The following is a 25,353-nucleotide window of genomic DNA, read 5'->3' as shown; positions in this document are numbered from 1 at the left end:
AGACGAATCGAACGGAGGGGAACTGCCGTGAGCGCGATCACCTTGGAGCCCGAGGCCGGGCACCACCCCCGCATACCCGCCGCGGGACACCACCGGGACGTGAACGGTGGCTGGCTGCGGCCCGCCGTGTTCGGGGCGATGGACGGCCTGGTCTCCAACTTCGCGCTGATGACCGGCGTGGTCGGCGGCTCGGCGTCCAGCGCCACGGTGGTGCTGACCGGGCTCGCCGGGCTGGTGGCCGGGGCCTGCTCGATGGCGGCGGGGGAGTACACCTCGGTGGCCTCGCAGGCCGAACTGGTGCAGGCCGAGATCGAGGCCGAGCGGCTGGAGCTGAGCCGCAACCCGCACGGCGAGCTGGCCGAGCTGGCGCAGCTGTACATCTCCCGCGGGGTGGAGCCGGGGCTCGCCCACGAGGTGGCCCGGCAGCTGTCGGCCAACCCGGACCAGGCCCTGGAGATCCACGCCCGGGAGGAGCTGGGCATCGACCCCAACGACCTGCCGTCGCCGTGGGTGGCCGCCGGGTCCTCCTTCATCTGCTTCGCGGTGGGCGCGTTGCTGCCGTTGCTGCCGTACCTGCTGGGGGCGACCTCGCTGCTGCCGGCGCTGCTGCTGTCGGTGGTGGGGCTGTTCCTGTGCGGCGCAGTGGTGGCCCGGGTGACGGCGCGCAGCTGGTGGTTCAGCGGGCTGCGGCAGCTGGTGCTGGGCGGGGCGGCGGCCGGGGTGACCTACCTGCTGGGGTGGCTGATCGGCGGGCACGTCGGCTGAGGCGGGCCTTCGGCCGGGCGTGCGTGATGACCCGGGGGACTGCATGACTATGCCGGGCAGTGGGTGACGTTCCACACACAGGCGTCGCGTACCGCCTGGCCTAGTCTCAGCATCCGAGCCTCGGAGCCGAGGATTCGCATCTGCCGACGGGCCCCGGGGATCGATTCGCAGGCGCCCTTGATCGTCCCGTGTGGCGGTCGGGTTTCGCCCCTGTTTCAGGCCGTCGACCGCCGGGCACAATCGTAGGACGTGCACTGTGGCACGCCCCCCTCACCAGCCCCCTGACCTGCGGATCCGTCCGCCATGTGGACGAGATATTCCACTTCCCGGGATCTTGGGCATCATGTAACTTGCATGAAATCGCATCAGGGCCAACGTCGTCCCTCCTTGCACCACACAGCCGAATGACGACGACGGGAGAGCCGATGCTGTCTGCATCCATGCACTCCGCCAACGAGCCCCAGGCCGGCGCCGCCCGCCAGCCGTACGCGCTCGTTCCGGATGCGCGACCTACCGCTCAGGGCCTGTACGACCCGCGAAACGAGCACGACGCCTGCGGCGTCGGTTTCGTCGCCACGCTGACCGGCATCGCCGACCACACCATCGTCGAGCAGGCGCTCACCGTCCTGCGCAACCTGGAGCACCGCGGCGCCACCGGCGCCGAGCCCGACTCCGGCGACGGCGCCGGCATCCTCACCCAGGTCCCGGACGCCTTCCTGCGCGGCAAGGTCGACTTCGAGCTCCCCGCCGCCGGCGCGTACGCGGTCGGCATCGCCTTCCTCCCCGACGAGGACGCCGCCGCCGTCGCCCGGATCGAGGCCATCGCGGCCGAGGAGGACCTGACCGTCCTCGGCTGGCGCGACGTCCCGGTCACCCCGGACCTGCTCGGCGCCACCGCCCGCAGCGTGATGCCCCGCTTCCGCCAGCTCTTCCTGGCCAAGGAGGGCCTGGCCGGCATCGGGCTCGACCGGATCGCCTTCGTCGTCCGCAAGCGCTCCGAGCGCGAGGTCGGGGTCTACTTCCCGTCGCTGTCCGCGCGCACCATCGTCTACAAGGGCATGCTGACCACCGGCCAGCTGGAGCCCTTCTTCCCCGACCTGTCGGACCGCTCCTACGCCTCCGCCGTCGGCCTGGTGCACTCGCGCTTCTCCACCAACACCTTCCCGAGCTGGCCGCTCGCCCACCCGTACCGCTTCGTCGCCCACAACGGCGAGATCAACACGGTCAAGGGCAACCGCAACTGGATGAGCGCCCGCGAGTCCCAGCTCGCCACCGACCTGATCCCGGCCAACCGGAACGGGCAGGGTCTGAGCCGGATCTTCCCGGTCTGCACCCCGGACCACTCCGACTCCGCCTCCTTCGACGAGGTCCTGGAGCTGCTCCACCTCGGCGGCCGCTCGCTGCCGCACTCGGTGCTGATGATGATCCCGGAGGCGTGGGAGAACCACGCCACCATGGACCCGGCCCGCCGCGCCTTCTACCAGTACCACTCCAACCTGATGGAGCCCTGGGACGGCCCGGCCTGCGTCACCTTCACCGACGGCACCCAGATCGGCGCCGTGCTCGACCGCAACGGCCTGCGCCCCGCCCGCTACTGGATCACCGAGGACGGCCTGGTCGTCCTCTCCTCCGAGGTCGGCGTGCTCGACATCGAGCAGGAGAAGGTCGCCAGGAAGGGCCGCCTGCAGCCCGGCCGGATGTTCCTCGTCGACACCGCCGAGGGCCGCATCGTCGAGGACGAGGAGATCAAGTCCGCCCTCGCCGCCGAGCACCCCTACGCGGAGTGGGTCGCCGCCGGGCAGATCCAGCTCGCCAAGCTCCCCGAGCGCGAGCACATCGCCCACACCCACGCCTCCGTCACCCGCCGGCAGCAGACCTTCGGCTACACCGAGGAGGAGCTGCGGGTCATCCTGGCGCCGATGGCCAGGACCGGCGGCGAGGCGCTCGGCTCGATGGGCACCGACTCGCCGATCGCCGCGCTCAGCGAGAAGCCGCGCCTGCTGTTCGACTACTTCGTCCAGCTCTTCGCGCAGGTCACCAACCCGCCGCTGGACGCCATCCGCGAGGAGCTCGTCACCTCGCTGCTCAGCAACCTCGGCCCCGAGGGCAACCTGCTGGCCGCCGAGGCCGCCTCCTGCCGCTCGGTCGGCATCACCTTCCCGGTGATCGACAACGACGAGCTGGCCAAGCTCGTCCACATCAACGCCGACGGCGACCAGCCCGGCCTCAAGGCCGTCACGCTCTCCGGCCTCTACCGGGTCGCCGCCGGCGGCGAGGGCCTGGCCGCCCGCCTGGCCGAGATCGCCGCCGAGGCCGACGCCGCGATCGCCGACGGCGCCCGGATCATCGTGCTCTCCGACCGGCACTCCGACGCCGAGCACGCCCCGATCCCCTCGCTGCTGCTCACCTCCGCGATCCACCACCACCTCATCCGCACCAAGCAGCGCACCCAGGTGTCGCTGCTGGTCGAGGCCGGTGACGTCCGCGAGGTGCACCACGTCGCGCTGCTGGTCGGCTACGGCGCCGGCGCGGTCAACCCGTACCTGGCCATGGAGTCCGTCGAGGACCTCGTCGCCCAGAACACGTTCCTGAAGAGTGAGGGCAGCCAGGGCGTCGAGCCCGAGAAGGCCATCAAGAACCTGATCAAGGCGCTCGGCAAGGGCGTACTCAAGGTCATGTCCAAGATGGGCATCTCCACCGTCGCCTCCTACCGCGGCGCCCAGGTCTTCGAGGCCATCGGCCTCTCCCAGGACCTGGTCGACGGCTACTTCGCCGGCACCACCACCAAGCTCGGCGGCATCGGCCTGGAGGAGATCGCCAAGGAGACCGCCGCCCGCCACGCCAAGGCCTACCCGGCCTCCGGCATCCCGGCCGCGCACCGCGCCCTGGAGATCGGCGGCGAGTACCAGTGGCGCCGCGAGGGCGAGCCGCACCTGTTCGACCCGGACACCGTCTTCCGGCTCCAGCACTCCACCCGCAACCGCCGGTACGACGTCTTCAAGCAGTACACGGACCGGGTGAACGAGCAGTCCACCCGCCTGATGACGCTGCGCGGCCTGTTCCAGCTGGACGCCCTCGGCCGGACCCCGATCCCGGTCGAGGAGGTCGAGCCGGTCTCCGAGATCGTCAAGCGCTTCTCCACCGGCGCCATGTCGTACGGCTCCATCTCGATGGAGGCGCACGAGACCCTCGCCATCGCCATGAACCGCCTCGGCGGGAAGTCCAACACCGGCGAGGGCGGGGAGGACCCGGAGCGCCTGTACGACCCGGAGCGCCGCTCGGCGATCAAGCAGGTCGCCTCCGGCCGGTTCGGCGTCACCTCCGAGTACCTGGTCAACGCCGACGACATCCAGATCAAGATGGCCCAGGGCGCCAAGCCCGGCGAGGGCGGCCAGCTGCCCGGCCACAAGGTGTACCCGTGGGTCGCCAAGACCCGGCACTCCACCCCGGGTGTCGGCCTGATCTCGCCGCCGCCGCACCACGACATCTACTCGATCGAGGACCTGGCGCAGCTCATCCACGACCTCAAGAACGCCAACCCGGCCGCCCGCATCCACGTGAAGCTGGTGTCCGAGGTCGGCGTCGGCACGGTCGCCGCGGGCGTCTCCAAGGCGCACGCGGACGTGGTGCTGGTCTCCGGGCACGACGGCGGCACCGGCGCCTCCCCGCTGACCTCGCTCAAGCACGCGGGCGGCCCCTGGGAGCTCGGCCTCGCCGAGACCCAGCAGACCCTGCTGCTCAACGGCCTGCGCGACCGCATCGTGGTGCAGACCGACGGCCAGCTCAAGACCGGCCGCGACGTCGTCATCGCCGCACTGCTCGGCGCCGAGGAGTTCGGCTTCGCCACCGCGCCGCTGGTCGTCTCCGGCTGCATCATGATGCGCGTCTGCCACCTGGACACCTGCCCGGTCGGCGTCGCCACCCAGAACCCGGTGCTGCGCGAGCGCTTCTCCGGCCAGCCCGAGTTCGTGGTCAACTTCTTCGAGTTCATCGCCGAGGAGGTTCGCGAGCTCCTGGCCGAGCTCGGCTTCCGCTCGATCGAGGAGGCCGTCGGCCACGCCGAGCACATCGACGCCCAGGCCGCCATCGACCACTGGAAGGCCGCCGGGCTCGACCTGGCCCCGCTCTTCCACGTGCCGTCGCTGCCCGAGGGCGCGGCCCGCCACCGCACCACCGCCCAGGACCACGCGCTCGACAAGGCCCTGGACAACCAGCTGATCGCGCTCGCCGAGGACGCCCTGGAGCGCGGCGAGACCGTCCGCATCCAGCTGCCGATCCGCAACGTCAACCGCACGGTCGGCACCATGCTCGGCCACGAGGTGACCAGGCGCTACCGCGGCGAGGGCCTGCCCGAGGGCACCATCGACGTCACCCTCACCGGCTCCGCCGGGCAGTCCTTCGGCGCCTTCGTGCCGCGCGGCGTGACCCTGCGGCTGGAGGGCGACGCCAACGACTACGTCGGCAAGGGGCTCTCCGGCGGCGTCGTCATCGTCCGCCCGGCCCGCGAGGCCGCGGCCATCGGCAACGACGCGCAGAACCACGTCATCGCCGGCAACACCATCGGCTACGGCGCCACCTCCGGCCGGATCCACCTGCGCGGCAAGGCCGGTGAGCGCTTCGCCGTCCGCAACTCCGGCGCCACCCTGGTCGTCGAGGGCGTGGGCGACCACGGCCTGGAGTACATGACCGGCGGCCGGGTCGTCATCCTCGGCGAGACCGGGCGCAACCTGGCGGCCGGCATGTCCGGCGGCATCGCCTACGTCCTGGACCTGCGCCCCGCGAACGTCAACGACGGCATGGTGGGCATCGAGGCCCCGAGCGCCGCCGACCGCGACTGGCTGCGCGAGACCGTGCAGCAGCACTACGAGGAGACCGGCTCCACCGTCGCCGCCGAACTCCTGGCCGACTGGGGCGGCGGGGTCTCCCGCTTCTCCAAGATCATGCCGACCGACTACAAGGCTGTGCTCGCCGCCAAGGACGCCGCTGAGCGCGATGGCCTCTCCGAGGCCGAGACCACTCGCAAGATGATGGAGGCGGCACGTGGCTGACCCCAAGGGCTTCCTGACCACCGGCAAGCAGCTGGCCGAGCGCCGGCCCGTGGACGTGCGTCTGCGGGACTGGAACGAGGTCTACGTCGAGCGCAGCCTCCTGCCGATCATCACCAAGCAGGCCGGCCGCTGCATGGACTGCGGCATCCCGTTCTGCCACAACGGCTGCCCGCTCGGGAACCTCATCCCCGAGTGGAACGACCTCGCCTACCGGGACGACTGGACCGGCGCGATCGAGCGGCTGCACGCGACCAACAACTTCCCGGAGTTCACCGGCCGCCTCTGCCCGGCGCCCTGCGAGTCCGCCTGCGTGCTCGGCATCAACCAGGACGCGGTGACCATCAAGAACGTCGAGGTCACCATCATCGACAAGGCCTGGGACCGCGGCGGCGTCACGCCGCAGGTCCCGGAGCGGCTGTCCGGCAAGACCGTCGCCGTCGTCGGCTCCGGCCCGGCCGGCCTGGCCGTCGCCCAGCAGCTCACCCGGGCCGGCCACACCGTGGTCGTGTACGAGCGCGCCGACCGCGTCGGCGGCCTGCTGCGCTACGGCATCCCCGAGTTCAAGATGGAGAAGCGCCACATCAACCGCCGCATCGAGCAGATGCGCGCGGAGGGCACCCGGTTCCGCACCGGCGTCCACGTCGGCGAGGACATCACCGGCCAGCAGCTGCGCGAGCGCTTCGACGCCGTCGTGGTCGCCGCCGGCGCCACCACCGCCCGCGACCTGCCGGTGCCCGGCCGCGAGCTCAAGGGCGTCCACCAGGCCATGGAGTACCTGCCGCTGGCCAACAAGGTGCAGGAGGGCGACTTCGTCGAGTCGCCGATCAGCGCCAAGGGCAAGCACGTCGTCGTCATCGGCGGCGGCGACACCGGCGCCGACTGCGTCGGCACCGCCCACCGCCAGGGCGCGGCCTCGGTCACCCAGCTGGAGATCATGCCGCGGCCCTCCGAGGAGCGCCCCGGCCACCAGCCCTGGCCGACCATGCCGATGACCTACAAGGTCACCTCCGCGCACGAGGAGGGCGGCGAGCGGATCTACTCCGTCAACACCACCCGCTTCGCCGGCGACGAGGAGGGCAACGTCCAGGAGCTGCACCTCGTCGAGGTCGAGTTCAAGGACGGCCGGTTCGAGCCCGTCCCCGGCACCGAGCGAGCCATCCCGGCGCAGCTGGTCACCCTGGCCATGGGCTTCACCGGCACCGACGTCCGCAACGGCCTCGTCGAGCAGCTCGGCGTCGACCTGGACGCGCGCGGTAACATTGGCCGCGACGGCCGGTTCGCCACCAATGTCGATGGCGTCTACGTCTGCGGTGACGCAGGCCGTGGCCAGTCGCTGATCGTCTGGGCCATCGCGGAAGGCCGCTCGGCCGCCGCCGCGGTGGACACGTACCTCGGCGGCAAGACCCCGCTGCCGGCCCCGATCCGTCCCACCGACCGCCCGCTGGTCGTCTGACGGAGCGACCGGCCCCCCGAACGCCCGGCACCGCATAGCCGGGAGCTCAACCCGCTGCCCCCGCCAGCGTCGCCGGGCCAACGCGGTCTCCTGGCGCCTGCCCTCTTCCCCGACCAGTTGGAGGGCGGGCGCCGTCGCGTTCCTTTTGTCAAGGGTTGCCCCAACTCTCAGACATTTCCCAGGACTTGGGTCTACCGTAAACGCGGTCCGGGCGTCGTTCGGGAAGTCGCTCCCGGACGGGCTGTTGCTCGTCGGTGCCAGGTGGCAGACTGCCGCCGACGGCCGGGGGGCTGCGCGAGTGCGGAGGTTGACGCGATGAGCACGACTCAGGCCGGCGGAGGCGCCACGGTACGGCGCCTGCTACTCGGCACCCAGCTGCGCAAGCTCCGCGAGGCCAGGGGCGTCAGTCGCGAGGAGGCCGGCTACTCGATCCGCGCCTCCGAGTCCAAGATCAGCCGGATGGAGCTCGGCCGGGTCGGCTTCAAGGAGCGCGACGTCGCCGACCTGCTCACCCTCTACGGCGTGGAGGCCGAGCAGGAGCGCGCCACCGTCCTCGGGCTCGTCCGGGACGCCAACGCCACCTCCTGGTGGCACGAGTACGGCGACGTGCTGCCCGCCTGGTTCCAGAACTACGTCGGCCTGGAAGAGGCCGTCGCCGAGATCCGCAGCTACGAGGTCCAGTTCGTCCACGGGCTGCTCCAGACCGCCGACTACGCCCGCGCCGTCATCGCCGCCGGCGGCCACGCCACCGACCCCGGCGAGATCGAGCGCCGGGTCGAGGTCCGGCTCAAGCGTCAGGCCGTGCTCACCGCCGAGCATGGTCCCCGCCTGCTCGCCGTCCTCGACGAGGCCGCGCTGCGCCGGCCTTGGGGCGGCCCCGAGCTCATGCGCAACCAGATCGACCGGCTGCTGGAGCTCGGCGAGCTGCCCAACGTCCGGCTCCAGGTGCTGCCGCTGGGCTGCGCCGGGCTGAGCGCCGAGAGCGGCGCCTTCACCGTGCTCGGCTTCGCCGAACCCGAGCTCGCCGACGTCGTTTACGTGGAGCAGTTCACCACCGCGCTCTACCTGGACAAGCCCGTCGAGGTCGCCGAGTACCGCCAGGCGATGGAGGGCCTGCTCGCCGACAGCCTCGATCCGGAGCAGACGCACCATCTCCTGTACTCCGTACGCCAAGAGCTGTAATACGTCAGTACGATGATGCCCAATCAGGTCGGGCCGTGGCGGCTCGCCCGTCGGGACGCCCCGATCCGGCACGAGAGGGTTCAGATGTCGTACTTCTCCGAGTTGGCGCTGCAGTACATCGACGGCGAATGGTGCAGCGGCAGCGGCTCCTGGGACATCGTCGACGTCGATCCGTACACCGGCGACAAGCTCGCCACCATCACCGTGGCCACCGTCGCCGAGGTCGACCGGGCCTACCGGGCCGCCGAACGGGTGCAGAAGCAGTGGGCCGCCACCAACCCCTACACCCGCCGGCTCGTCTTCGAACGCGCGCTGCGGCTGGTCGAGGAGCGCGAGGCGGAGATCACCTGCGCCATCATGGTCGAACTCGGCGGCACCGCGCTCAAGGCCGGCTTCGAACTCTCCCTGGTCAAGGACATGCTGCGGGACTGCCTGCACCTGTCGGTCAGCCCGGAGGGCCGGCTGCTGCCCTCGACCGCGGACGGCAAGGAGAACCGCCTCTACCGGCTGCCGGTCGGCGTCGTCGGCGTGATCAGCCCGTTCAACTTCCCGCTGTACCTCTCGATCAAGGCCGTCGCCCCCGCCCTGGCGCTCGGCAACGGCGTGGTGCTCAAGCCGCACCAGGAGACCCCGGTGGTCGGCGGCACCCTGATCGCCAAGCTCTTCGAGGACGCCGGCCTGCCGGCCGGGCTGTTCAACGTCGTGGTCACCGACATCGCGGAGATCGGCGACGCGTTCATCGAGCACCCGGCGCCCAAGGTGATCTCCTTCACCGGCTCCGACCAGATCGGCCGACACGTCGCCACCGTCGCCGCCGCCAACTTCAAGCGGACCGTGCTCGAACTCGGCGGCAACAGCGCGCTGATCGTGCTGGACGACGCCGACGTCGACTACGCCGTGGACGCCGCCGTGTTCAGCCGCTTCGCCCACCAGGGCCAGGTCTGCATGGCCGCCAACCGGGTCCTGGTCGACCGCGCGGTCGAGGCCGAGTTCACCGCGAAGTTCGTCGCTAAGATCGCCTCGCTCACCGTCGGCGACCCCAAGGACCCGGCCACCCAGATCGGCCCGCTGATCAACACCGTCCAGGCCGACGCCATCACCGCCCAGGTCGACCAGGCCGTCGCGGCCGGCGCCACCGCGCTGCTGCGCGGGTCCACGACCGGCAGTCTGATGGACCCGGTCGTCCTCACCGGCCTGGCCGAGGACGCGCCGATCCTCAAGCGCGAACTCTTCGGGCCGGTCGTGCTCGTGGTGCCCTTCGACGGCGAGGACGAGGCCGTCCGGATCGCCAACGACAGCCCCTTCGGGCTCAGCGGCGCGGTGCACACCGCGGACGTGGAGCGCGGCGTGCGGGTCGCGCACCGGATCGAGACCGGCATGATCCACGTCAACGGCGGGACCATCGCCGACGAGCCGGGGGTGCCGTTCGGCGGGGAGAAGAACTCCGGGATCGGGCGGCTCAACGGGGAGTCCACGGTGGACGCGTTCACCACGGTGAAGTGGATCTCCGTCCAGCACGGGCGGACGGTCTTCCCGTTCTGAGGCGGCACGTTCTGCGGCATCACGTTCTGCGGCGGCACGTTCCGGCGTTGCGCTCAGGCGGCGCAGGCCCCCGGCGGTAACCGCCGGGGGCCTGCCCGAACTCGCAGCGCGACGTCGGTTGACGCGGTTCGGTCGAGTGCGACCGCGGGGGCTAGAAGACCGGCTGGCCGGCGCGGACCAGGCGCCAGGAGTCGGTGAAGAAGTCGGCCGGGTCGATGACGCCCTTGGCCTTCACCCAGGCGATCATCGTGTTGCGGATCTCGTCGGAGTTCGACCAGACCAGCTTGGCCTGCGCCACGTGCGGGAAGTTGCCGCCACCGTTGGCACGGTAGTTGTTGACCGCCAGGACGAACTGCGCGGCCGGGTCGATCGGCTTGCCCGCGAAGGACAGGTTGAGGATCCGCTGGCCCTTCGGCTGCGCGATGTCGATGTCGTAGCTCAGGCCGTACACCGAGTCGTAGTTGTAGTCCGGCGTGGTCTCCGCGCCGGTCAGCGCGTCCTTGTCGACCGGCGCGCCCGGGGCGAGCTGGTTGTAGTACTTGGCCGAGAACTCCAGGTAGTCCTTCAGCTGCGCGCCCGTCAGGACCCGGGCCTCCAGGGTGTTCTCGTAGATGTACAGGCCCGCCGCGTCGCGCAGCTTCACCTGGCCCGCCGGGATCAGCGCGGTGCGGTTGAACGGCGCCGCCTGCGCCAGCACCGGCAGGTTGGCGTACGGCCCGCCCGCCAGCGCCGTCTTCACGGCGTCCGCCTGGACCCGGCCGATCAGGTCGATGATCGGGGTCGCCTTGAAGCGCGACTCGGCGATCGACAGCTCCGTCTTGCAGGTGCCGATCAGCTGGTTGACGTACGCCACGACCTTCTTGTGCTGCTCGGTGAGCGCGTCCACGATCTCCGGGTTCTCCGGCACGGTGTTGGAGTTCAGCACCCGCGAGGAGACCGAGAGGACCTTCCAGGCGCCGTCGGCGAACTCGACCTCGAAGTCGAAGCAGCTCAGGCGCTGGCCCCAGCACAGCGGCTCGGAGAGCACCACGGTCTTGCCGGTCTGCTTGTTGACGATCAGCCGCTGCGGCACCTCCTTGTGGGTGTGGCCCACCAGCACCGCGTCGATGCCCGGCACCTTCTCCGCCATCTCGCCGGAGGCGTCCTCCGGCCAGGGCAGCTGGTCGCCGTAGGTGGTCGGCTCGTCGATGCCGGAGTGCGCCGACACCACGATGACGTCCGCGCCGGCCGCCTTCATCCGCGGCACGTACTTCGCCGCCGTCTCGACGATGCCCGGGAAGACCATCTGGCCGGAGACGTTGGCCTTGTCCCAGATCGCGATGCCCGGGTTGGTGAGGCCGAGGATGCCGACCTTCAGCGGCCGGCCCTCGCCCAGCCGCAGCTCCTTGATCACGTACGGCTTGAAGGCGGGCTTCTCGTTCTTCGCGTGCAGCGCGTTGGCGCCCAGCAGCGGGAACTCCAGCTGGTCCTCGAAGGCCTTCACGGTGGGGATGCCGTAGTTGAACTCGTGGTTGCCGAGCGCGGCGGCGTCGTAGCCCATGAGGTTCATGGCGACGGCCATCGGGTGGTCGGGCACGGTGTCGGCGTCGGTGGCGATCGGCTCGATCCGGGCGTAGTAGTAGGTCAGCTGGGTGCCCTGGATGATGTCGCCGGAGTCGATCAGCAGGCAGCGGTCCCAGCCCTTGTCCTCGCGGACCTGGTTGGCCAGGGTGGAGATCTTGGCGAGGCCGACGTCGTTGTGCGCCTTGTCGGCGTAGACGGCGTCGGTGAAGTAGTCCCAGTTGAGCACCCGGCCGTGCAGGTCGGTGGTGCCCATGACGGTGAAGGCCTGCTGGTGGCTCTTGCGCTTGCCCTTGGCGGCCGCGGTGTCCGGCTCGGCGGCCGCGGCGGCGGGGGCGGCGGCGACGACTGCTCCGCCGGTCAGGGCGGCGCCGGCGGCGGTGGCGGCGGACCGGGTGACGAAGTCACGGCGGTTCAGGGGCATGGACGACTCTCCCGGGTGGGGACTGACGGGCCGATGGTCCGTCAACTGGTGTTCGGTAGCGCGCGTGGACGTGTCGACGCGCGTAGAAGGACGCGCGTAGAAGTGTGCCGTGCGGCCGGGCCGATGGGTAGCCCTCCGACGTTTCCAACAGGTGAGATCTTGGCGACTCGTTCGTGACGCGGATGTGCGGAGGCCGGGGTGGTAGAGAGCGGCGGGGGAGTGGCGGCGAGACCCGCCCGGGGCCGGGCCCGAGGCCCGTTCACCCCGGCCCGTCCCCCGGTCCGCCCGCCGGCCCGTTCACCCCGGCCCGCCCCCTGGCCCGCCCCGGCCCGTCCCCCGGTCCGCCCCCCGTCAGTCCAGCTCCGCGACCAGCCGCCGCACCTCGCGGCCGAGCTCCGCCTCCGGATCCGGCGCGTCCGCTCCCGCCCACGGCCGCCAGGTCAGCGCCCGCAGGTACCCGGCCACCGCCACCGGCAGCCGGTGCCGCACGATCTCCCGCGGCACCGGGCCCGGCCCCACCGTGCGCAGCGCCGCCAGCAGGCCCGCCACCCCCGCCGAGGCGGGCAGTGGCACCGTGGCCAGGTACTCGGCCAGCGCCGTGAGTTCGGGATCGGGCCCCGGCCTCGGATCGCGTTTGGGCGTCAGCAGCGCGCCCGCCCCGTACAGCCCCGCCACCACCGCCGGCCACCACGCCCCGCCCAGCCCGGCGAAGTGCAGCCCCAGCCCCACCGCGCCGCCCCCGCAGCCGACCAGGTTCCGGGTCGACTCCAGGTACCGCAGCACCTGCCGGCCGAACCCGTCACTGGTAGCCACGAATCTCCTCGAACACCCCGTCCAGCGACCCCGCCCCGTCGAACAGCTTGCCGCCGCTCACGTCCGCGATCCCCTGCAACTGGCTCACCGCCGCCTCCCCGAACTTGATCGGGAACACCGGGACCGACTTCTGCCAGGCCGCCAGCCCGTCGTGGAACCGCTTGAAGTCCCCGTCCGTGGCACCGACGTTGCTCTCCCCGTCGGTCATCAGCACGATCGACGTGAACCGGTCGTCCCCCGCCGCCGACTGCTGCCGGCCGATCACCCGGTACGCCTCCTCCAGCGAGTCGTACACCGCCGTGCCCCCCGACGCCGACAGCGACTGCACGTCCGTGTTGATCGAGGCCAGCTCCGTCTCCGGCCCCGGCTGGCTCCCCGAGGCCGGCACCGCGTGCGTCTTCGTCCACTTCACGTTCGACGCGAAGGAGATCAGCGTCACCTCCTCACGGTTGCGGAACCGGCGCACCCCCCGGGTGTCGTCCGTCCCGGTCAACCGGCCCAGCGCCGACTTCAGCGCCGAGATCCGCGAACCCTCCATCGACCCCGAGGTGTCCAGCACGTACACCGTCCGGGACGGCCGCCGCAGGTCGTTCTGGTACGAGGCCAGCAGCCCGTCCGCCACCGCCCGGCTCCCCGGGAACGGCAGCTCCCGCCGCCGGTCCGACGGCAACCCCGCCGCCGGTGGCACCCCCGGCGCCACCGGACGGCGCAGCGTGACCTCGGAGATCCGCTTCTGCACGTCCTCCTTCAGGAGGTACGCCGTCAGCCGCTGGAACGAATCCCGCTCCCGCTGCGCCGAGGAGGACAGCAGCGACAGCGGATAGTCCGCCGACACCACCCCGTCCAACGGGCGGATCACCGTCAACTGCTGCTCCGGCGGCAGCGACTTGTTCATCGACAGCAGCACCGACTCGTAGTTCACCAGCGCCCCGACCATGCCCGGCTCCGCCCGGGTGTACGCCTGCGCCAACCAGCCCGAGGAACCCGAGGTCAGCTTCTGGCCGGTGAAGAACCGCTTCAGCGACGGCGTCGCCTTCTGCACGTCCGCCTCCGACAGCGCCGAACCCGCACCCGAGAACGCCGAGGCCACCGCCACCAGCGTCGAGAAACCCGAGTTCGACCGGGACGGATCGGCCATCCCGTACGACAGCTTCCCGGCCGACGCCGCGTCCCCGATCTGCGCCCAGGAGACCTTCGAACCATCCCCCCAGCCGAGGTCGTCGAGGACCGACGACCGCACCCCCACGGCCACCGGCGAGACCATCACCGGTGTCTCCGACAGCACCTTCGACTTCCCCGTGTCGTCCAACCGCAGATACTGGTTGGACGGGAACCACACCGCGTCGTACTTGCCGTCCGCCCGCCCCGAGGACACCGCGTCCGCGCCGTCCAGCGACCCCGTCCAGGAGAACTGCACCGTCACCCCGGTCGCCTTCCTGGCCTCCTCCAGGATCGGCGCCAGATCCTGCAGCTCGCTGCCGGCCAGCACTCGCAGCACCCCCGGCCGCGCCGTCGCCGCCGGCGGGTCGGACGGCTTGGGGCCGGACGACGTGCCCCCGCCGGAGGAGGTGCAGGCGCTCACCGCCAGCAGGGCGGCCACTGCGGCGACCGGCCAACTCCGGCGCTTCATCGGGACATTCACTTCTTGCTCCCCTTGGCCGCCGCGATCAGCTTGGTCAGGTTGTCCAGCGACGGCACCGTCGGCTGCTTCACCTTCGCCGCCGTGAGATCAGGGGCGAAGACCGGCTTCTTGTCCTTCATCAGCTCGGCGAAGGCCCCCGGACTGGCCTGCGGGCGGAAGCCGAACCTCGCCTCCAGCCGGCGGAGCACCTCGTCGTCCTGCAACAGACCGGCGAGCTTGCGCCCGTTCTCCGTCCGCGCCACCACCGTGTGGTCGGAGTAGATCGTGGTGTCCGGATACAGCACCACCATGTCCCCGGTCGACTGGCCCCGCAGCGCCAGCTCGGCGACCTGTGACTCGTAGGCGAAGACCAGCGGATTGCCGACCCCCGCGCCGAAGTCCTTGAACGGCTCGTCGCTGCTGCTCTTCTGCCCGCCCTGCATCGCCGTCGCCGAGCGCAGCACGTCCTTCGAGGCGTCGATCCCGGCCTGGTCCGACACCACCTGGCGGTTGTTCAGGATGTACGACAGCAGCGCGACGTACATCGCCCCCGAGGACGAACTCTCCGGATCGGTGGTGGTCACGAAGATCGGGCCGCCCAACTCGGGATGGGCCGACGAACCCGCGAGGTCCGGCCACTGGCGGCCCGCCTTCAACGCGGCCACGTAGTCGTCCATCCGGAACGTCCAGACCTTCGAATCGTCCACCGTCGCCAGGTTGTTCTGCCTCAACACCTGCGCCACCGGCTCGTGCGCCACCACGACCAGCGGCGAGTAGAACGGCACCAGCGGCGAATCCTGCAGGCCCCAGTTGGCCTGGATCGCCCTGGCCGGCGCCGTGCTCGCCGGGAAGGCGAAGTCCAGCCCGCTGCCGTCCTTCGCCTGCTCGCTCATCGTCCACGAACCGGCCGAGTCGGCCCGCACCTCAAGCCCCTGCTTCGCCAACTCGGCCTTGACGTCCGGGTTCTCGAAGAAGGCGCGCTTCTCCGAACCGATCAGTCCGACGACCGTCGCCCGCTTGGCGCCCGGCTTCCCGTCCGGGATCAGCGCGTACGTCACCCCGCCCAGCAGGGCCAACGCCGCCAACACCCCCAGAGCGCGTCTCATACCGAACGCCTCCCCCTCGTCCGCTACGTCGTCCGGGTGGTCACCCGGGGGTGACGAGCGTCCCGCCGGGCGGGGAGCGGCGGCCGAACCAACGGTGAACCAGGGGTGAACACCCCTTCACGGGTTCGCATCGGCGGGCCGATCGGCACCGCCGCCCGGGCAGCCGCTCGCACACCGGTCCGAGGATGTGTCAGATTGTTCAACTCGCCTTACGGCAACGGTCATCCCGCCGTCCGGACCCGCGTCGTGGTTACGCGCCGGTAATGCCTACCCTCAGCAGTATGCGCCGAGCAAAAATCGTCTGCACCCTCGGGCCGGCCACCGACTCGTACGACCAGATCAAATCCCTGGTCGACGCCGGAATGGACATCGCCCGCTTCAACCTCAGCCACGGATCCCACGCCGAACACGAGGAACGCTACCGCCGCGTCCGCAAGGCCGCCGACGAAACCGGCCGCAGCGTCGGCATCCTCGTCGACCTTCAAGGCCCGAAGATCCGGCTCGACACCTTCGCCCACGGCCCCGTACTTCTCGAACGCGGCGACGAGTTCACCATCTCCACCGACAACGGCGTCGTCGGAGACAAGGACATCTGCGGCACCACCTACCCCGGCCTCGCCGCCGACGTCACCCGCGGCGAACGCATCCTCGTCGACGACGGCCGGGTCGCCCTCGAAGTCGTCGAGGTCGACGGACCGCGCGTCCGCTGCCTCGTCATCGAAGGCGGCCTCGTCTCCGACCACAAGGGCCTCAACCTCCCCGGCGTCGCCGTCTCCGTCCCCGCACTCAGCGACAAGGACGTCGCCGACCTGCGATGGGCGCTGCGCACCGGCGCCGACCTGGTCGCCCTCTCCTTCGTCCGAAGCGGCCGCGACATCGAGGACGTCCACCGGATCATGGACGAGGAGGGCCGCCACGTCCCGGTCATCGCCAAGATCGAGAAGCCGCAGGCGGTCGACAACCTGGAAGCCATCGTCGACGCCTTCGACGGCATCATGGTGGCCCGCGGCGACCTGGGCGTGGAGATGCCCCTCGAACAGGTCCCGCTCGTCCAGAAGTGCGCCGTCAAGCTCGCCCGGCGCAACGCCAAGCCGGTCATCGTCGCCACCCAGATGCTCGAATCGATGATCAACACCTCCCGGCCCACCCGGGCCGAGGCCTCCGACGTCGCCAACGCCGTCCTCGACGGCACCGACGCGGTGATGCTCTCCGGCGAGACCTCCGTCGGCAAGTTCCCGGTCGAGACGGTCAAGACCATGGGCCGCATCATCGAGGCCGCCGAGACCGACATCCTCGCCGCCGGCCTCCCGCCCCTCACCGCCGGCAGCAAGCCGCGGACCCAGGGCGGCGCCGTCGCCCGCGCGGCCGCCGAGATCGGCGACTTCCTGCACGCCAAGTACCTCGTCGCCTTCACCCAGTCCGGCGACACCGCCTGCCGCCTCACCCGCTACCGCTCACCCATCCCCGTCCTCGCCTTCACCTACGAACCCGCCGTCCGCAGCCAACTCGCCCTCACCTGGGGCGTCGAGACCTTCCTCGGCCCCTTCGCCCCGACCACGGACGAGATGGTCGAGCAGGTGGACGCGGCGTTGCTGTCGCTCGGCCGCTGCCAGAAGGGCGACATCGTCGTCATCACCGCCGGCTCCCCGCCCGGCCTCGCCGGCTCCACCAACCTCGTCCGCGTCCACCACGTGGGGACGCTGGACGGCTGACCGGAGCGGCGCGGCCCTTCCGAGGGGAGGGTCGCGCCGCCGCCGTCAGTACTTGGGGCCGATGTGGGCGTCCATGAGGGCGACGGAGTCCTTGCGGGCGATGGAGATGTTGACCTGGCCGGTGGGGCGGGGGATTGAGGCCTTCCACTGGACGCCGACGGTGTCGAGGGTGGCGGTGAAGAGGCCGATGATGTCGGTCGAGGTGTTGGTGAAGAAGTAACGCGGGTACTCGTAGCGCTTCTTGACGCCGCCGGCCGTGCGGATGGTCCAGTTGGTGATGCGGCAGCCGTCGGAGTGGATCAGGCCGCGCAGGAACTCCCAGGGGTGGGCGTCGACGATCTCCTGCTGCCAGGGTTCCAGGGCTATGGTGCGTTCGTGCTTTTTGCCGGGACCGTGCTGGGGGAAGTGGCAGGTCAGGTGATTCGAGTAGAGCTTGACGTCGTGACAGCCGGTCCGTCGTACTCTGCAGGGCTTGTTCCTGGGAAAGACCAGGAGCATGGCGTTCTCGACGGAGTCGGTGATTCCCGGCCAGTGATCGTCACAGGTGATCTGAAGGCTCTGCGTCCTGCGGTACTCGTTGGGGAGCAGGATGTGGCCGTCGCCGAGGTAGAGGCCGAGCAGGTAGGCGTAGGCGCGGCGGTCCAGGTCGTCGCCGTAGCAGTGCATGCACGCGGAACGCTTGCGGCCGGGGAGCTGATGGCGTTTGGCGAGGTCTTGATGCTTCCACCAGGAAACCGTGCCAGGAGAGACCCGGAGTCGTCGGGCGACATCGGCATTGGGTACACCTCGACGGAGGAGGTGCACGGCTTGTTCGCGCACGGAGAGAGACGTCATGTGCGTCAGATTGAGGCGCGCCAAGCTGAATGGTGGACCCTTTTGATGTGATCCACTAGATGAGGTGAATTTCCCGCAGCCTGGGAATGTGAGGAAAAATATGGTGCCGAGTGTGGGATTCGAACCCACACGCCCTTTCGAGCAATCGCTTTTGAGGCGATCGTGTCTGCCCTTCCACCAACCCGGCAAGTTCGCGCCCGTGAAGGATACCCTGTGAGCGCTGTTGGGCGCAGCTAGGTACCCTCGTGCATGCAGTACCCCGCCGGAACTAGGAGCCCCGTGAGCACCGCCGACGAGCAGGCACAGCCGCTTGAGACCGATTCGCCCCAGATCACTCGGATTGTGATCGCCGAGGACGAGGCGCTGATCCGTCTCGATCTCAAGGAGATGCTCGAAGAGGAGGGTTACACCGTCGTCGGGGAGGCCGGGGACGGGGCGACGGCGGTGAAGCTCGTGGAGGAGCTGCGGCCGGACCTGGCGATCTTCGACGTGAAGATGCCGGTGCTGGACGGGCTCTCCGCCGCTGAGCAGATCCACGACAAGCACTTGGCGCCCGTCCTGATGCTGACCGCGTTCTCGCAGCGGGAGCTGGTGGACCGGGCGCGGGACGCCGGGGCGATGGCGTACATCGTGAAGCCGTTCAGCAAGTCCGACCTGGTGCCGGCGATCGAGATGGCGGTGTCGCGGTACACCGAGATGCGGGCGCTGGAGAAGGAGATCGGGGATCTCACCCAGCGGCTGGAGACCCGGAAGCTGGTGGACCGGGCGAAGGGCGTGCTGCAGACCAAGTTCGGACTGAACGAGCCGGCCGCGTTCCGGTGGATCCAGAAGACGTCGATGGACCGTCGGATGACGATGGCCGCGGTGGCCGAGGCGGTCATCGAGGAGGGCGAGGCCCAGGACCGCAAGAAGGCGGACGAGGGCAAGCCCGAGTAGCGGTGAGGACGATGGGCCCGGCAGATGCTTCTGCCGGGCCCATCGTGTGTCCGGAGGCTCAGTCCTCGCCGAGGTAGGCCTTCCGTACGGACTCGTCGTGCAGGAGGTCGGCGCCCGTCCCGGACAGGACGATCCGGCCGGTCTCCATGACGTAGCCGCGGTCGGACAGCGAGAGTGCCGCCTGGGCGTTCTGTTCGACGAGCAGGATGGTCGTCCCGGCGGCCTTGAGTTCGACGATGGTCGCCATGATCTTCTGCATCATCAGCGGGGACAGGCCCATGGAGGGTTCGTCGAGCATGAGCAGTTTGGGCCGGGACATCAGCGCCCGCCCCATGGCGAGCATCTGCTGCTCGCCGCCGGAGAGCGTCCCGGCGGCCTGGCGGCGGCGTTCGCCGAGGATGGGGAAGAGGCCGTAGGCCCGTTCCACGTCCGCCTGGATGCCCGGCGTGTCGGTGCGCAGGAAGGCGCCGAGGAGGAGGTTCTCCTCGATGGTCATGCGGGGGAAGATGTGCCGGCCTTCGGGGGAGTGGGCGAGGCCGAGGGCGACGATCTTGTGGGCGGGGATCCGGTCGAGGTCCTGGCCGTCGAAGGTGAGGCGCCCCGCGGTGGGCTTGAGGAGCCCGGACAGGGTGCGCAGGGTGGTGGTCTTGCCGGCGCCGTTGGTGCCGATGAGGGTGGTGACCTCGCCCTGGTTGACGGTGAAGCTGATGCCCTTGACGGCTTCGATCTTGCCGTAGGCGACGCGGAGGTCCTCGACCTCGAGGAGTGCGGTCACTGGTCGGTCTCCGTAACGGCCGGGGTGGTGCCTTCGAGCGGGGCGCCGAGGTAGGCGGTGATGACGCGTTCGTCGTTCTGGACGGTTTCGCGGTCGCCCTCGACGATCTTCTGGCCCTGGACGAGGACGGCGGTGCGGTCACAGAGGTTGAAGATGAAGCGCATGTCGTGCTCGATGACGAGGATGGAGACGCCCCGGTCGCGGATGGCGAAGACGAGTTCCTCGGCGGCGCGGGTCTCCTGGGGGTTCATGCCGGCGGTGGGTTCGTCGAGCAGGAGGAGGCCGGGGTCGGAGGCGAGGGCGCGGGCGATCTCCAGCTTGCGCTGTTCGCCGTAGGGGAGGTTGCGGGCGAGGTGGTCGGCCTTGTCGGCGAGGCCGGTGAAGGCGAGGAGTTCCATGGCCTTCTCGCGGCTCTCGGCTTCGGCGCGGTGGTAGCCGGGGCCGCGGAGGATGGCGGAGAAGATGCCCTCCTTGGTGCGGGAGTGGCGGCCGACGAGGACGTTCTCCAGGACGGTCATGTTGGCGAAGAGCCGGATGTTCTGGAAGGTGCGGGCGATGCCGGCCTGGGTGACGAGGTGGGGTCTGGGGGGCAGGAGGGTGCCGCGGTAGCGAACGGCGCCTTCGGTGGGGACGTAGAGGCCGGTGAGGCAGTTGAAGAAGGTGGTCTTGCCGGCGCCGTTGGGGCCGATGAGGCCGATGATCTCGCCTTCGCCGACGGTGAGGCTGACGTCGTTGACGGCGGTGAGGCCGCCGAAGCGCATGGTGACGCCGGTGACTTCGAGCAGGGGTGTGGCGGTGGTGGTCATCTGGGTGGTCACGCCCCTGCCTTGGTGAGTGCGGCGTCGTCTCCGGTGGGCTGGGCCGGGATGGCGGCCTCGTGGAACTCCAGTTGCCGGCGCCGGTTGGGGATGAGGCCTTCGGGGCGCACGCGCATGAGGATGATCAGGGCGGCGCCGAAGGCGAGCAGCTGGTAGTCGGAGAGGAATTCGAGCTTCTTGGGGATGAGGAAGAGGAGGGTGGCGCCGGCGAGGGGGCCGCTGATGGTGCCCATGCCGCCGAGGATGACGGCGGCGAGCAGGAAGGCGGAGTTCGGCGGGAGTGCCTCGGCGAAGGTGTACTGGTCGGGGGTGACGGTGTAGCTGACGTGGGCCTGGACGGTGCCGGCGAGGCCGGCGAGGCAGGCACCGAGGGCGAAGGCCAGGAGCTTGAGGCGGAAGCCGTTGATGCCCATGGCCTCGGCGGCGGTCTCGTCCTCGCGGATGGCGACCCAGGCGCGGCCGATGCGGGAGTTGCCGACCCGGGCGAAGACGAGCACGACCAGGGCGGTGACGAGGAGCATCAGCAGGTAGTAGTTGGAGAAGCGGCCGAGTTCGATGCCGGCGACGGTGTGCGTCTTGCCGAGGTCGAAGCCGAGGATCTCCAGGTCGGGGATCCGCGGGATGCCGTTGGAGCCGTTGGTGACCTTGGGGCCGGTGGTGCCGTTGAGGTTGAGCATGGTGATGCGGAAGATCTCGCCGAAGCCGAGGGTGACGATGGCGAGGTAGTCGCCGCGCAGCCGCAGGGTGGGGGCGCCGATGAGGACGCCGAAGACCATGGAGACGGCGGCGCCGGTGAGCATCGCGGCCCAGAACGGGAACTGGACGTGGATGGGGGAGGCGGGGGAGCCGGAGACGAGGGCGGCTGCGTAGGCGCCGACGCCGAGGAAGGCGACGTACCCGAGGTCGAGCAGGCCGGCGAGGCCGACGACGATGTTGAGGCCGAGGGCGACGGTGGCGAAGATCAGGATGTTGGTGGCGACGGAGGTGTACTGGTCGCTGGTCTGGGTGAACGGGAAGCTGGCGGCGGCGGCGAAGGCGGCGCCGGTGGTGACCGGGCGGTGCTTGACGGTGAGGGCGCGCAGCCGGGCGAGCAGGCCGGACCTGGTGAGGGCGGGGACGACGAAGGCGGCGAGCAGCAGGTAGCCGGTGAAGAGTTCGCCGTACTCGGTGTCGATGCCGAAGGTGATCGCGAAGAGTCCGAGGCCGAAGGCCAGGACGATGATCAGGACCTCGGCCCAGGAGGGGAGTTGGCGGGGCGCGGGCAGGGGTCGGGCGATGGTGCCCAGGCGCAGCCAGGTGTTGGCGAGGTGGCCGAGCTGGAGGAGCAGGACGGCGCCGGTGGCGAGGGCGAGGGCGCCGGCGAGGGCGGTCATGACGGGGGCGACGGGTTGGTCGCCGGGGATGGCGTGGGCGCCGAACCAGCCGAGGGGGGCGGCGGGGACGAGCAGGAACAGGCGCCGGTCGAGGGTGCGCAGCGGCACGCGGATGCGGCGGTCGAGGGGGAGGCCGAGGGCGCCGAGGACGGTGAGGAGGCCGCCGGCGGCGAGGATCCAGCCGCCGGGTTCGAGGTTGGCGAGGCCGCCGAGTTCGACGGCGATGGCGGTGACGGAGAAGACGCTGACGGCGAGGGCGCCGGTGGCGGCGTAGAGGACGCCGTTGTGGCTGCGGGTGGGGGCGGCCCAGCGCAGGCCGGGGGTGCCGTGGGTGGCGAGGAGCAGGACGAGGGTGAGGAGTCCGGCGGTGAGGGCGAGCCATTGGAGGCCGGCGGGGGAGCCGGCGTAGGTGAGGTCGCCGGGGAAGTCGGAGGTCCAGGTCCAGGGGAGGGCGGCGGAGGCGGCGGTGGTGAGGGCGCCGAGGCCGGTGAGGGCGGTGGCGGCGCGGGCCGGCAGGGGGATGACCGGGGTGGTTTCGGTGGTGGTGGTCATGGTGGTCACGCCCTGTCCGAGACGCGCTCGCCGAGCAGGCCTTGGGGCCGGACGAGGAGCACGAGGATGAGGAGTACGAAGGCCCAGACGTCCTTCCAGGCGCCGCCACCGAAGAGGTGCATGCCGGGGAGGTGCTGGATGTAGCCGGTGGCGAGGGCTTCGGCGAGGCCGAGGGCGACGCCGCCGAGCATGGCGCCGTAGATGTTGCCGATGCCGCCGAGGACGGCGGCGGTGAAGGCCTTGAGGCCGAGGATGAAGCCCATCCGGAAGTCGACCTGGCCGCTGCGCAGTCCGTAGGCGACGGCGGCGACGGCGGCGAACGCGGCACCGATGGCGAAGGCCATGACGATGATGCGGTCGGTGTCGATGCCCATGAGCTTGGCGGTGTCGGGGTCCTGGCTGGTGGCCTGCATGGCGCGGCCGGAGCGGGTGCGGGTGACGAACCAGCCGAGGGCGAGCATGCACAGCGGGGCGGCGATGATCAGGAAGAGGTCGCTGCGCTGGATGGTGACGGAGCCGAGGCTGAAGGGGTCGCCGGGGAGCTTGGGGAAGACGCGGGCCTTCTTGGCGTCGGGGTAGAAGGAGAAGACGAGTTGCTGGAGGAAGATGGACAGCCCGATCGCGGTGATGAGGGGGGCGAGCCGGGGGGCGTTGCGCAGGGGCCGGTAGGCGAAGCGCTCGGCGGCGACCGCGGTGAGGGTGGAGACCAGGATTCCGGCGATCAGCATGAGCGGCAGGGCCAGCCACAGGGTGGTGCCGCCGGGGAGGGCGAGGTAGGCGGTCAGGGCGCCGAAGCCGCCGACCATGACGATCTCGCCGTGGGCGAAGTTGATGAGCTGGACGATGCCGTAGACCATCGTGTAGCCGATCGCGACGAGCCCGTAGAGGGCGCCGAGGATCAGGCCGTTGGCCAGCTGCTGCGGTAGGTCGTGCACCGCTGGGCCTCCGTAGTGCGTTCGGGGTGTCCGCGTGGGTGGTGGATGTGGGGGCGCGCGGGGGCACTCGTGGCGTCCCCGCGCGCTGTGGTGCCGGTGTGTTCGGGTGGTGCGGGTGCGGCCGGGCCGTCGGGTGGCCCGGCGGTTGGCCGGGGTGGCCCGGTCCTCGGGCGGTGTGACCGCTGGGGCCGGGCCGGTGGCCGGCGGGGCTCAGCCCTTGAAGGTGCCGGACTTCTCCACGGCCCACTTGCCGTCCTTGACGGTGTAGACGGTGAGCTGCTTGTTGGTGGTGTCGCCGAACTCGTCGAAGGAGACCGTGCCGGTGACGCCGTCGAAGGAGACCTTCTGGACGGCGTCGACGACGGCGGCGCGCGGGTTGGCGGGCAGCTTGCCGCCGTTGCCGGCCACGACGTTCTTGACGGCCTGGACGATGGCCCAGGCGCTGTCGTAGGAGTAGCCGCCGTAGGTCTCGTAGGCGTCCTTGTAGCCGGCGGCCTTGTAGTCGGCGATGAACTTGGCCGCGGTGGGGAGCTGTTCGACGGGCAGACCGACGGCGGTGGCGAGGTCGCCCTGGCTCTTGGGGTTGAGCTTGATGAAGTCGCCGCTCTGGATGCCGTCGCCGCCCATCAGCGGGATGTTGACGCCGGCCTCCTTGAGCTGGAGGGAGAGCGGGCCGGCAGCGGGGTACTCGCCGCCGAAGTAGACGGCTTCGGCGCTGGAGCTCCTGACCTTGGTGACGATGGCGGAGAAGTCGCGGTCGTCGGGGTTGACGTGCTCCTCGCCGACGATGGCGCCGCCCAGCTTGGTGAACTCGCCCTTGAAGGTGGCGGCGAGGCCGGCGCCGTAGGTCTTCTGGTCGTCGATCAGGAAGACCTTGGTCTTCTTGGCGTCCTGGCTGAGGTACTGGGCGGCGAAGGGGCCCTGGACGGCGTCGGTGGTGGCGGTGCGGAAGTAGGACTTGAAGGGGCGCTTCTTGTCGCCGCTGGCCCACTTCTCGCCCTGGCTGAGGGCGACGCCGGTGTTGGCGGGGGAGATCTCGGCCAGGTTGGCGTCGTTGAAGATCTGCTGCATCGACTGCGCGACACTGGAGTTGAGGGGCCCGACGACGCCGAGGACGCTGTTGTCGGAGACGAGCTGGGTGGCGTTCTGCTGGCCGGGGGCGGGCTTGCCGGTGTCGTCGAGGGCCTTGATCTGGAACTTGACGCCGGGGACCTCGTTCTGCTCGTTGGCCTTCTTGATCGCGAGGTCGACGGAGTTGCGGATGCCGAGACCGAGGGCGGAGAGGTCGCCGGTGAGCGGGGCGTCGACGCCGATGGTGACGGTGGTGGTGGAGCCGCTGTTGCCGCCGCCCCCGTCGGCGGACTTCTTGTCGCCGCGGGAGCCGCACGCGCTGAGGCTGAGGGCGCCGATCACGGCAATGCTCACGACAACTGCTGAACGGTGACGCACGAGGGTCCCCTTCGGGTCGGGAGGCGCCGCGCCTGAGTGGCGGGAGCCGGGGATGCGCGGAGGGCCGGGCCCAATCCGGTGGCGCGGTGACTGGCCGTGACTCTAGATGCCCCTGGGCTGCTCGGGCAGTGGTGTGGCGAGGCTGTGATTCTCTTGTTATGGGCACACGGAGCAGTTGTCTCACCATGTGGTCGTTTCGGCCCGACCGATCCGCCGATGTCGGGCATGTACGGGCTGTTGGGGTGATGTAAGGGCCGGAAATGGGGGATGTTGCTGTCCCCGCCGATAATCGGACGCCCGCGTCCGGTGTGCTCGTTCCGGCCGTGCACGTCCGGATTTCGGACGCCGGGGGAACGGTGAAGGGGATTCGGGGTTCCCTTGGGCCTCGGGACAGGCCGTTACTCGGATTTCCTGGCTGTTACACAGCGTTACAGGCGTGGAATGTCGGCGTGGAA

Annotated in this window: 17 protein-coding genes and 1 tRNA gene; 7 read left to right on the top strand and 11 right to left on the bottom strand. The window is 70.4% G+C overall.

Annotated elements, in window-relative coordinates; translation table 11 throughout:
• Positions 1 to 36: 36 nt before the first annotated feature.
• The 5 genes from P3T27_RS04345 (at position 37) to P3T27_RS04325 (ending at position 9,990) form a co-directional block, all read left to right on the top strand.
• Positions 37 to 765: a VIT1/CCC1 transporter family protein gene (locus P3T27_RS04345; RefSeq protein WP_280674810.1), complete on the top strand. Its 729-nt coding sequence runs from the start codon at positions 37 to 39 to the stop codon at positions 763 to 765.
• Positions 766 to 1,190: 425 nt separating this feature from the next.
• The gene (gene gltB, locus P3T27_RS04340; RefSeq protein ID WP_280674368.1) at positions 1,191 to 5,813 is read left to right on the top strand and encodes a glutamate synthase large subunit; all 4,623 of its coding nucleotides are present in this window, start codon (positions 1,191 to 1,193) and stop codon (positions 5,811 to 5,813) included.
• Positions 5,806 to 7,266, top strand: a complete 1,461-nt coding sequence (locus tag P3T27_RS04335) for a glutamate synthase subunit beta (protein ID WP_280674367.1) — start codon at positions 5,806 to 5,808, stop codon at positions 7,264 to 7,266. The genes gltB and P3T27_RS04335 overlap by 8 nt, the downstream gene beginning before the upstream one ends.
• Before the next feature lie 315 nt (positions 7,267 to 7,581).
• Entirely contained in the window at positions 7,582 to 8,448 is an 867-nt protein-coding gene (locus P3T27_RS04330; RefSeq protein ID WP_280674366.1) for a helix-turn-helix transcriptional regulator, read from the top strand.
• A gap of 84 nt (positions 8,449 to 8,532) precedes the next feature.
• Positions 8,533 to 9,990, top strand: coding sequence for an aldehyde dehydrogenase family protein (locus P3T27_RS04325; RefSeq protein WP_280674806.1), 1,458 nt, complete (start codon positions 8,533 to 8,535; stop codon positions 9,988 to 9,990).
• 151 nt (positions 9,991 to 10,141) lie between these two features.
• On the opposite strand, the gene P3T27_RS04320 is transcribed toward P3T27_RS04325, so the two are convergent.
• The 4 genes from P3T27_RS04320 to P3T27_RS04305 form a co-directional block, all read right to left on the bottom strand.
• Positions 10,142 to 11,974, bottom strand: a complete 1,833-nt coding sequence (locus tag P3T27_RS04320) for a 5'-nucleotidase C-terminal domain-containing protein (protein WP_280674365.1) — start codon at positions 11,972 to 11,974, stop codon at positions 10,142 to 10,144.
• A gap of 351 nt (positions 11,975 to 12,325) precedes the next feature.
• Positions 12,326 to 12,787 (bottom strand): hypothetical protein, encoded by a 462-nt coding sequence (locus tag P3T27_RS04315; RefSeq protein ID WP_280674364.1) that lies wholly within the window; start codon positions 12,785 to 12,787, stop codon positions 12,326 to 12,328.
• The gene (locus P3T27_RS04310; RefSeq protein WP_280674363.1) at positions 12,774 to 14,417 is read right to left on the bottom strand and encodes a substrate-binding domain-containing protein; all 1,644 of its coding nucleotides are present in this window, start codon (positions 14,415 to 14,417) and stop codon (positions 12,774 to 12,776) included. The genes P3T27_RS04315 and P3T27_RS04310 overlap by 14 nt, the downstream gene beginning before the upstream one ends.
• 8 nt (positions 14,418 to 14,425) lie before the next feature.
• Positions 14,426 to 15,514 (bottom strand): substrate-binding domain-containing protein, encoded by a 1,089-nt coding sequence (locus P3T27_RS04305; RefSeq protein WP_280674362.1) that lies wholly within the window; start codon positions 15,512 to 15,514, stop codon positions 14,426 to 14,428.
• Between the two features lie 281 nt (positions 15,515 to 15,795).
• Here P3T27_RS04305 and pyk point away from each other — a divergent pair, with 281 nt between their 5' ends.
• Positions 15,796 to 17,226 carry a pyruvate kinase gene (gene pyk / locus P3T27_RS04300; protein WP_280674361.1) on the top strand — a complete coding sequence of 477 codons (1,431 nt, stop codon included), beginning with the start codon at positions 15,796 to 15,798 and terminating at the stop codon, positions 17,224 to 17,226.
• 45 nt (positions 17,227 to 17,271) lie between these two features.
• Here the strand turns inward: pyk and P3T27_RS04295 are convergent, their stop codons facing one another.
• Both P3T27_RS04295 and P3T27_RS04290 read right to left on the bottom strand, forming a co-directional pair.
• A complete protein-coding gene (locus P3T27_RS04295) occupies positions 17,272 to 18,060 on the bottom strand; it encodes a helix-turn-helix domain-containing protein (RefSeq protein ID WP_280674360.1) in 789 nt (262 codons plus the stop codon).
• 101 nt (positions 18,061 to 18,161) lie between these two features.
• Positions 18,162 to 18,247, bottom strand: a tRNA-Leu gene (locus tag P3T27_RS04290).
• A 92-nt stretch (positions 18,248 to 18,339) separates the two neighbouring features.
• On the opposite strand from P3T27_RS04290, the gene P3T27_RS04285 reads away from it, so the two are divergent.
• Complete coding sequence (locus P3T27_RS04285; RefSeq protein WP_280674359.1) at positions 18,340 to 18,996, top strand: response regulator; 657 nt, start codon at positions 18,340 to 18,342, stop codon at positions 18,994 to 18,996.
• Between the two features lie 58 nt (positions 18,997 to 19,054).
• Here the strand turns inward: P3T27_RS04285 and P3T27_RS04280 are convergent, their stop codons facing one another.
• From P3T27_RS04280 to P3T27_RS04260, 5 genes are all read right to left on the bottom strand, one after another.
• Complete coding sequence (locus P3T27_RS04280) at positions 19,055 to 19,771, bottom strand: ABC transporter ATP-binding protein (RefSeq protein WP_280674358.1); 717 nt, start codon at positions 19,769 to 19,771, stop codon at positions 19,055 to 19,057.
• Positions 19,768 to 20,577: an ABC transporter ATP-binding protein gene (locus P3T27_RS04275; RefSeq protein ID WP_280674804.1), complete on the bottom strand. Its 810-nt coding sequence runs from the start codon at positions 20,575 to 20,577 to the stop codon at positions 19,768 to 19,770. The genes P3T27_RS04280 and P3T27_RS04275 overlap by 4 nt, the downstream gene beginning before the upstream one ends.
• Before the next feature lie 8 nt (positions 20,578 to 20,585).
• Positions 20,586 to 22,514, bottom strand: coding sequence for a branched-chain amino acid ABC transporter permease (locus tag P3T27_RS04270; RefSeq protein WP_280674357.1), 1,929 nt, complete (start codon positions 22,512 to 22,514; stop codon positions 20,586 to 20,588).
• A gap of 5 nt (positions 22,515 to 22,519) precedes the next feature.
• Positions 22,520 to 23,449, bottom strand: coding sequence for a branched-chain amino acid ABC transporter permease (locus tag P3T27_RS04265; protein ID WP_280674356.1), 930 nt, complete (start codon positions 23,447 to 23,449; stop codon positions 22,520 to 22,522).
• A gap of 210 nt (positions 23,450 to 23,659) precedes the next feature.
• A complete protein-coding gene (locus tag P3T27_RS04260; RefSeq protein WP_280674355.1) occupies positions 23,660 to 24,898 on the bottom strand; it encodes a branched-chain amino acid ABC transporter substrate-binding protein in 1,239 nt (412 codons plus the stop codon).
• Between the last annotated feature and the right edge of the window lie 455 nt (positions 24,899 to 25,353).

The organism is Kitasatospora sp. MAA19 (assembly GCF_029894125.1).
GTDB lineage: Bacteria > Actinomycetota > Actinomycetes > Streptomycetales > Streptomycetaceae > Kitasatospora.
Note: the sequence above shows the minus strand (reverse complement) of the source record. Positions and strands in the feature narration are given on the sequence as shown.

Coding starts and splice junctions, on each gene's coding strand:
- P3T27_RS04295 (WP_280674360.1), bottom strand. CDS start 18,060: ATGACGTCTCTCTCCGTGCGCGAACAAGCCGTGCACCTCCTCCGTCGA.
- gltB (WP_280674368.1), top strand. CDS start 1,191: ATGCTGTCTGCATCCATGCACTCCGCCAACGAGCCCCAGGCCGGCGCC.
- P3T27_RS04325 (WP_280674806.1), top strand. CDS start 8,533: ATGTCGTACTTCTCCGAGTTGGCGCTGCAGTACATCGACGGCGAATGG.
- P3T27_RS04320 (WP_280674365.1), bottom strand. CDS start 11,974: ATGCCCCTGAACCGCCGTGACTTCGTCACCCGGTCCGCCGCCACCGCC.
- pyk (WP_280674361.1), top strand. CDS start 15,796: ATGCGCCGAGCAAAAATCGTCTGCACCCTCGGGCCGGCCACCGACTCG.
- P3T27_RS04275 (WP_280674804.1), bottom strand. CDS start 20,577: ATGACCACCACCGCCACACCCCTGCTCGAAGTCACCGGCGTCACCATG.
- P3T27_RS04270 (WP_280674357.1), bottom strand. CDS start 22,514: ATGACCACCACCACCGAAACCACCCCGGTCATCCCCCTGCCGGCCCGC.
- P3T27_RS04305 (WP_280674362.1), bottom strand. CDS start 15,514: ATGAGACGCGCTCTGGGGGTGTTGGCGGCGTTGGCCCTGCTGGGCGGG.
- P3T27_RS04310 (WP_280674363.1), bottom strand. CDS start 14,417: ATGAAGCGCCGGAGTTGGCCGGTCGCCGCAGTGGCCGCCCTGCTGGCG.
- P3T27_RS04330 (WP_280674366.1), top strand. CDS start 7,582: ATGAGCACGACTCAGGCCGGCGGAGGCGCCACGGTACGGCGCCTGCTA.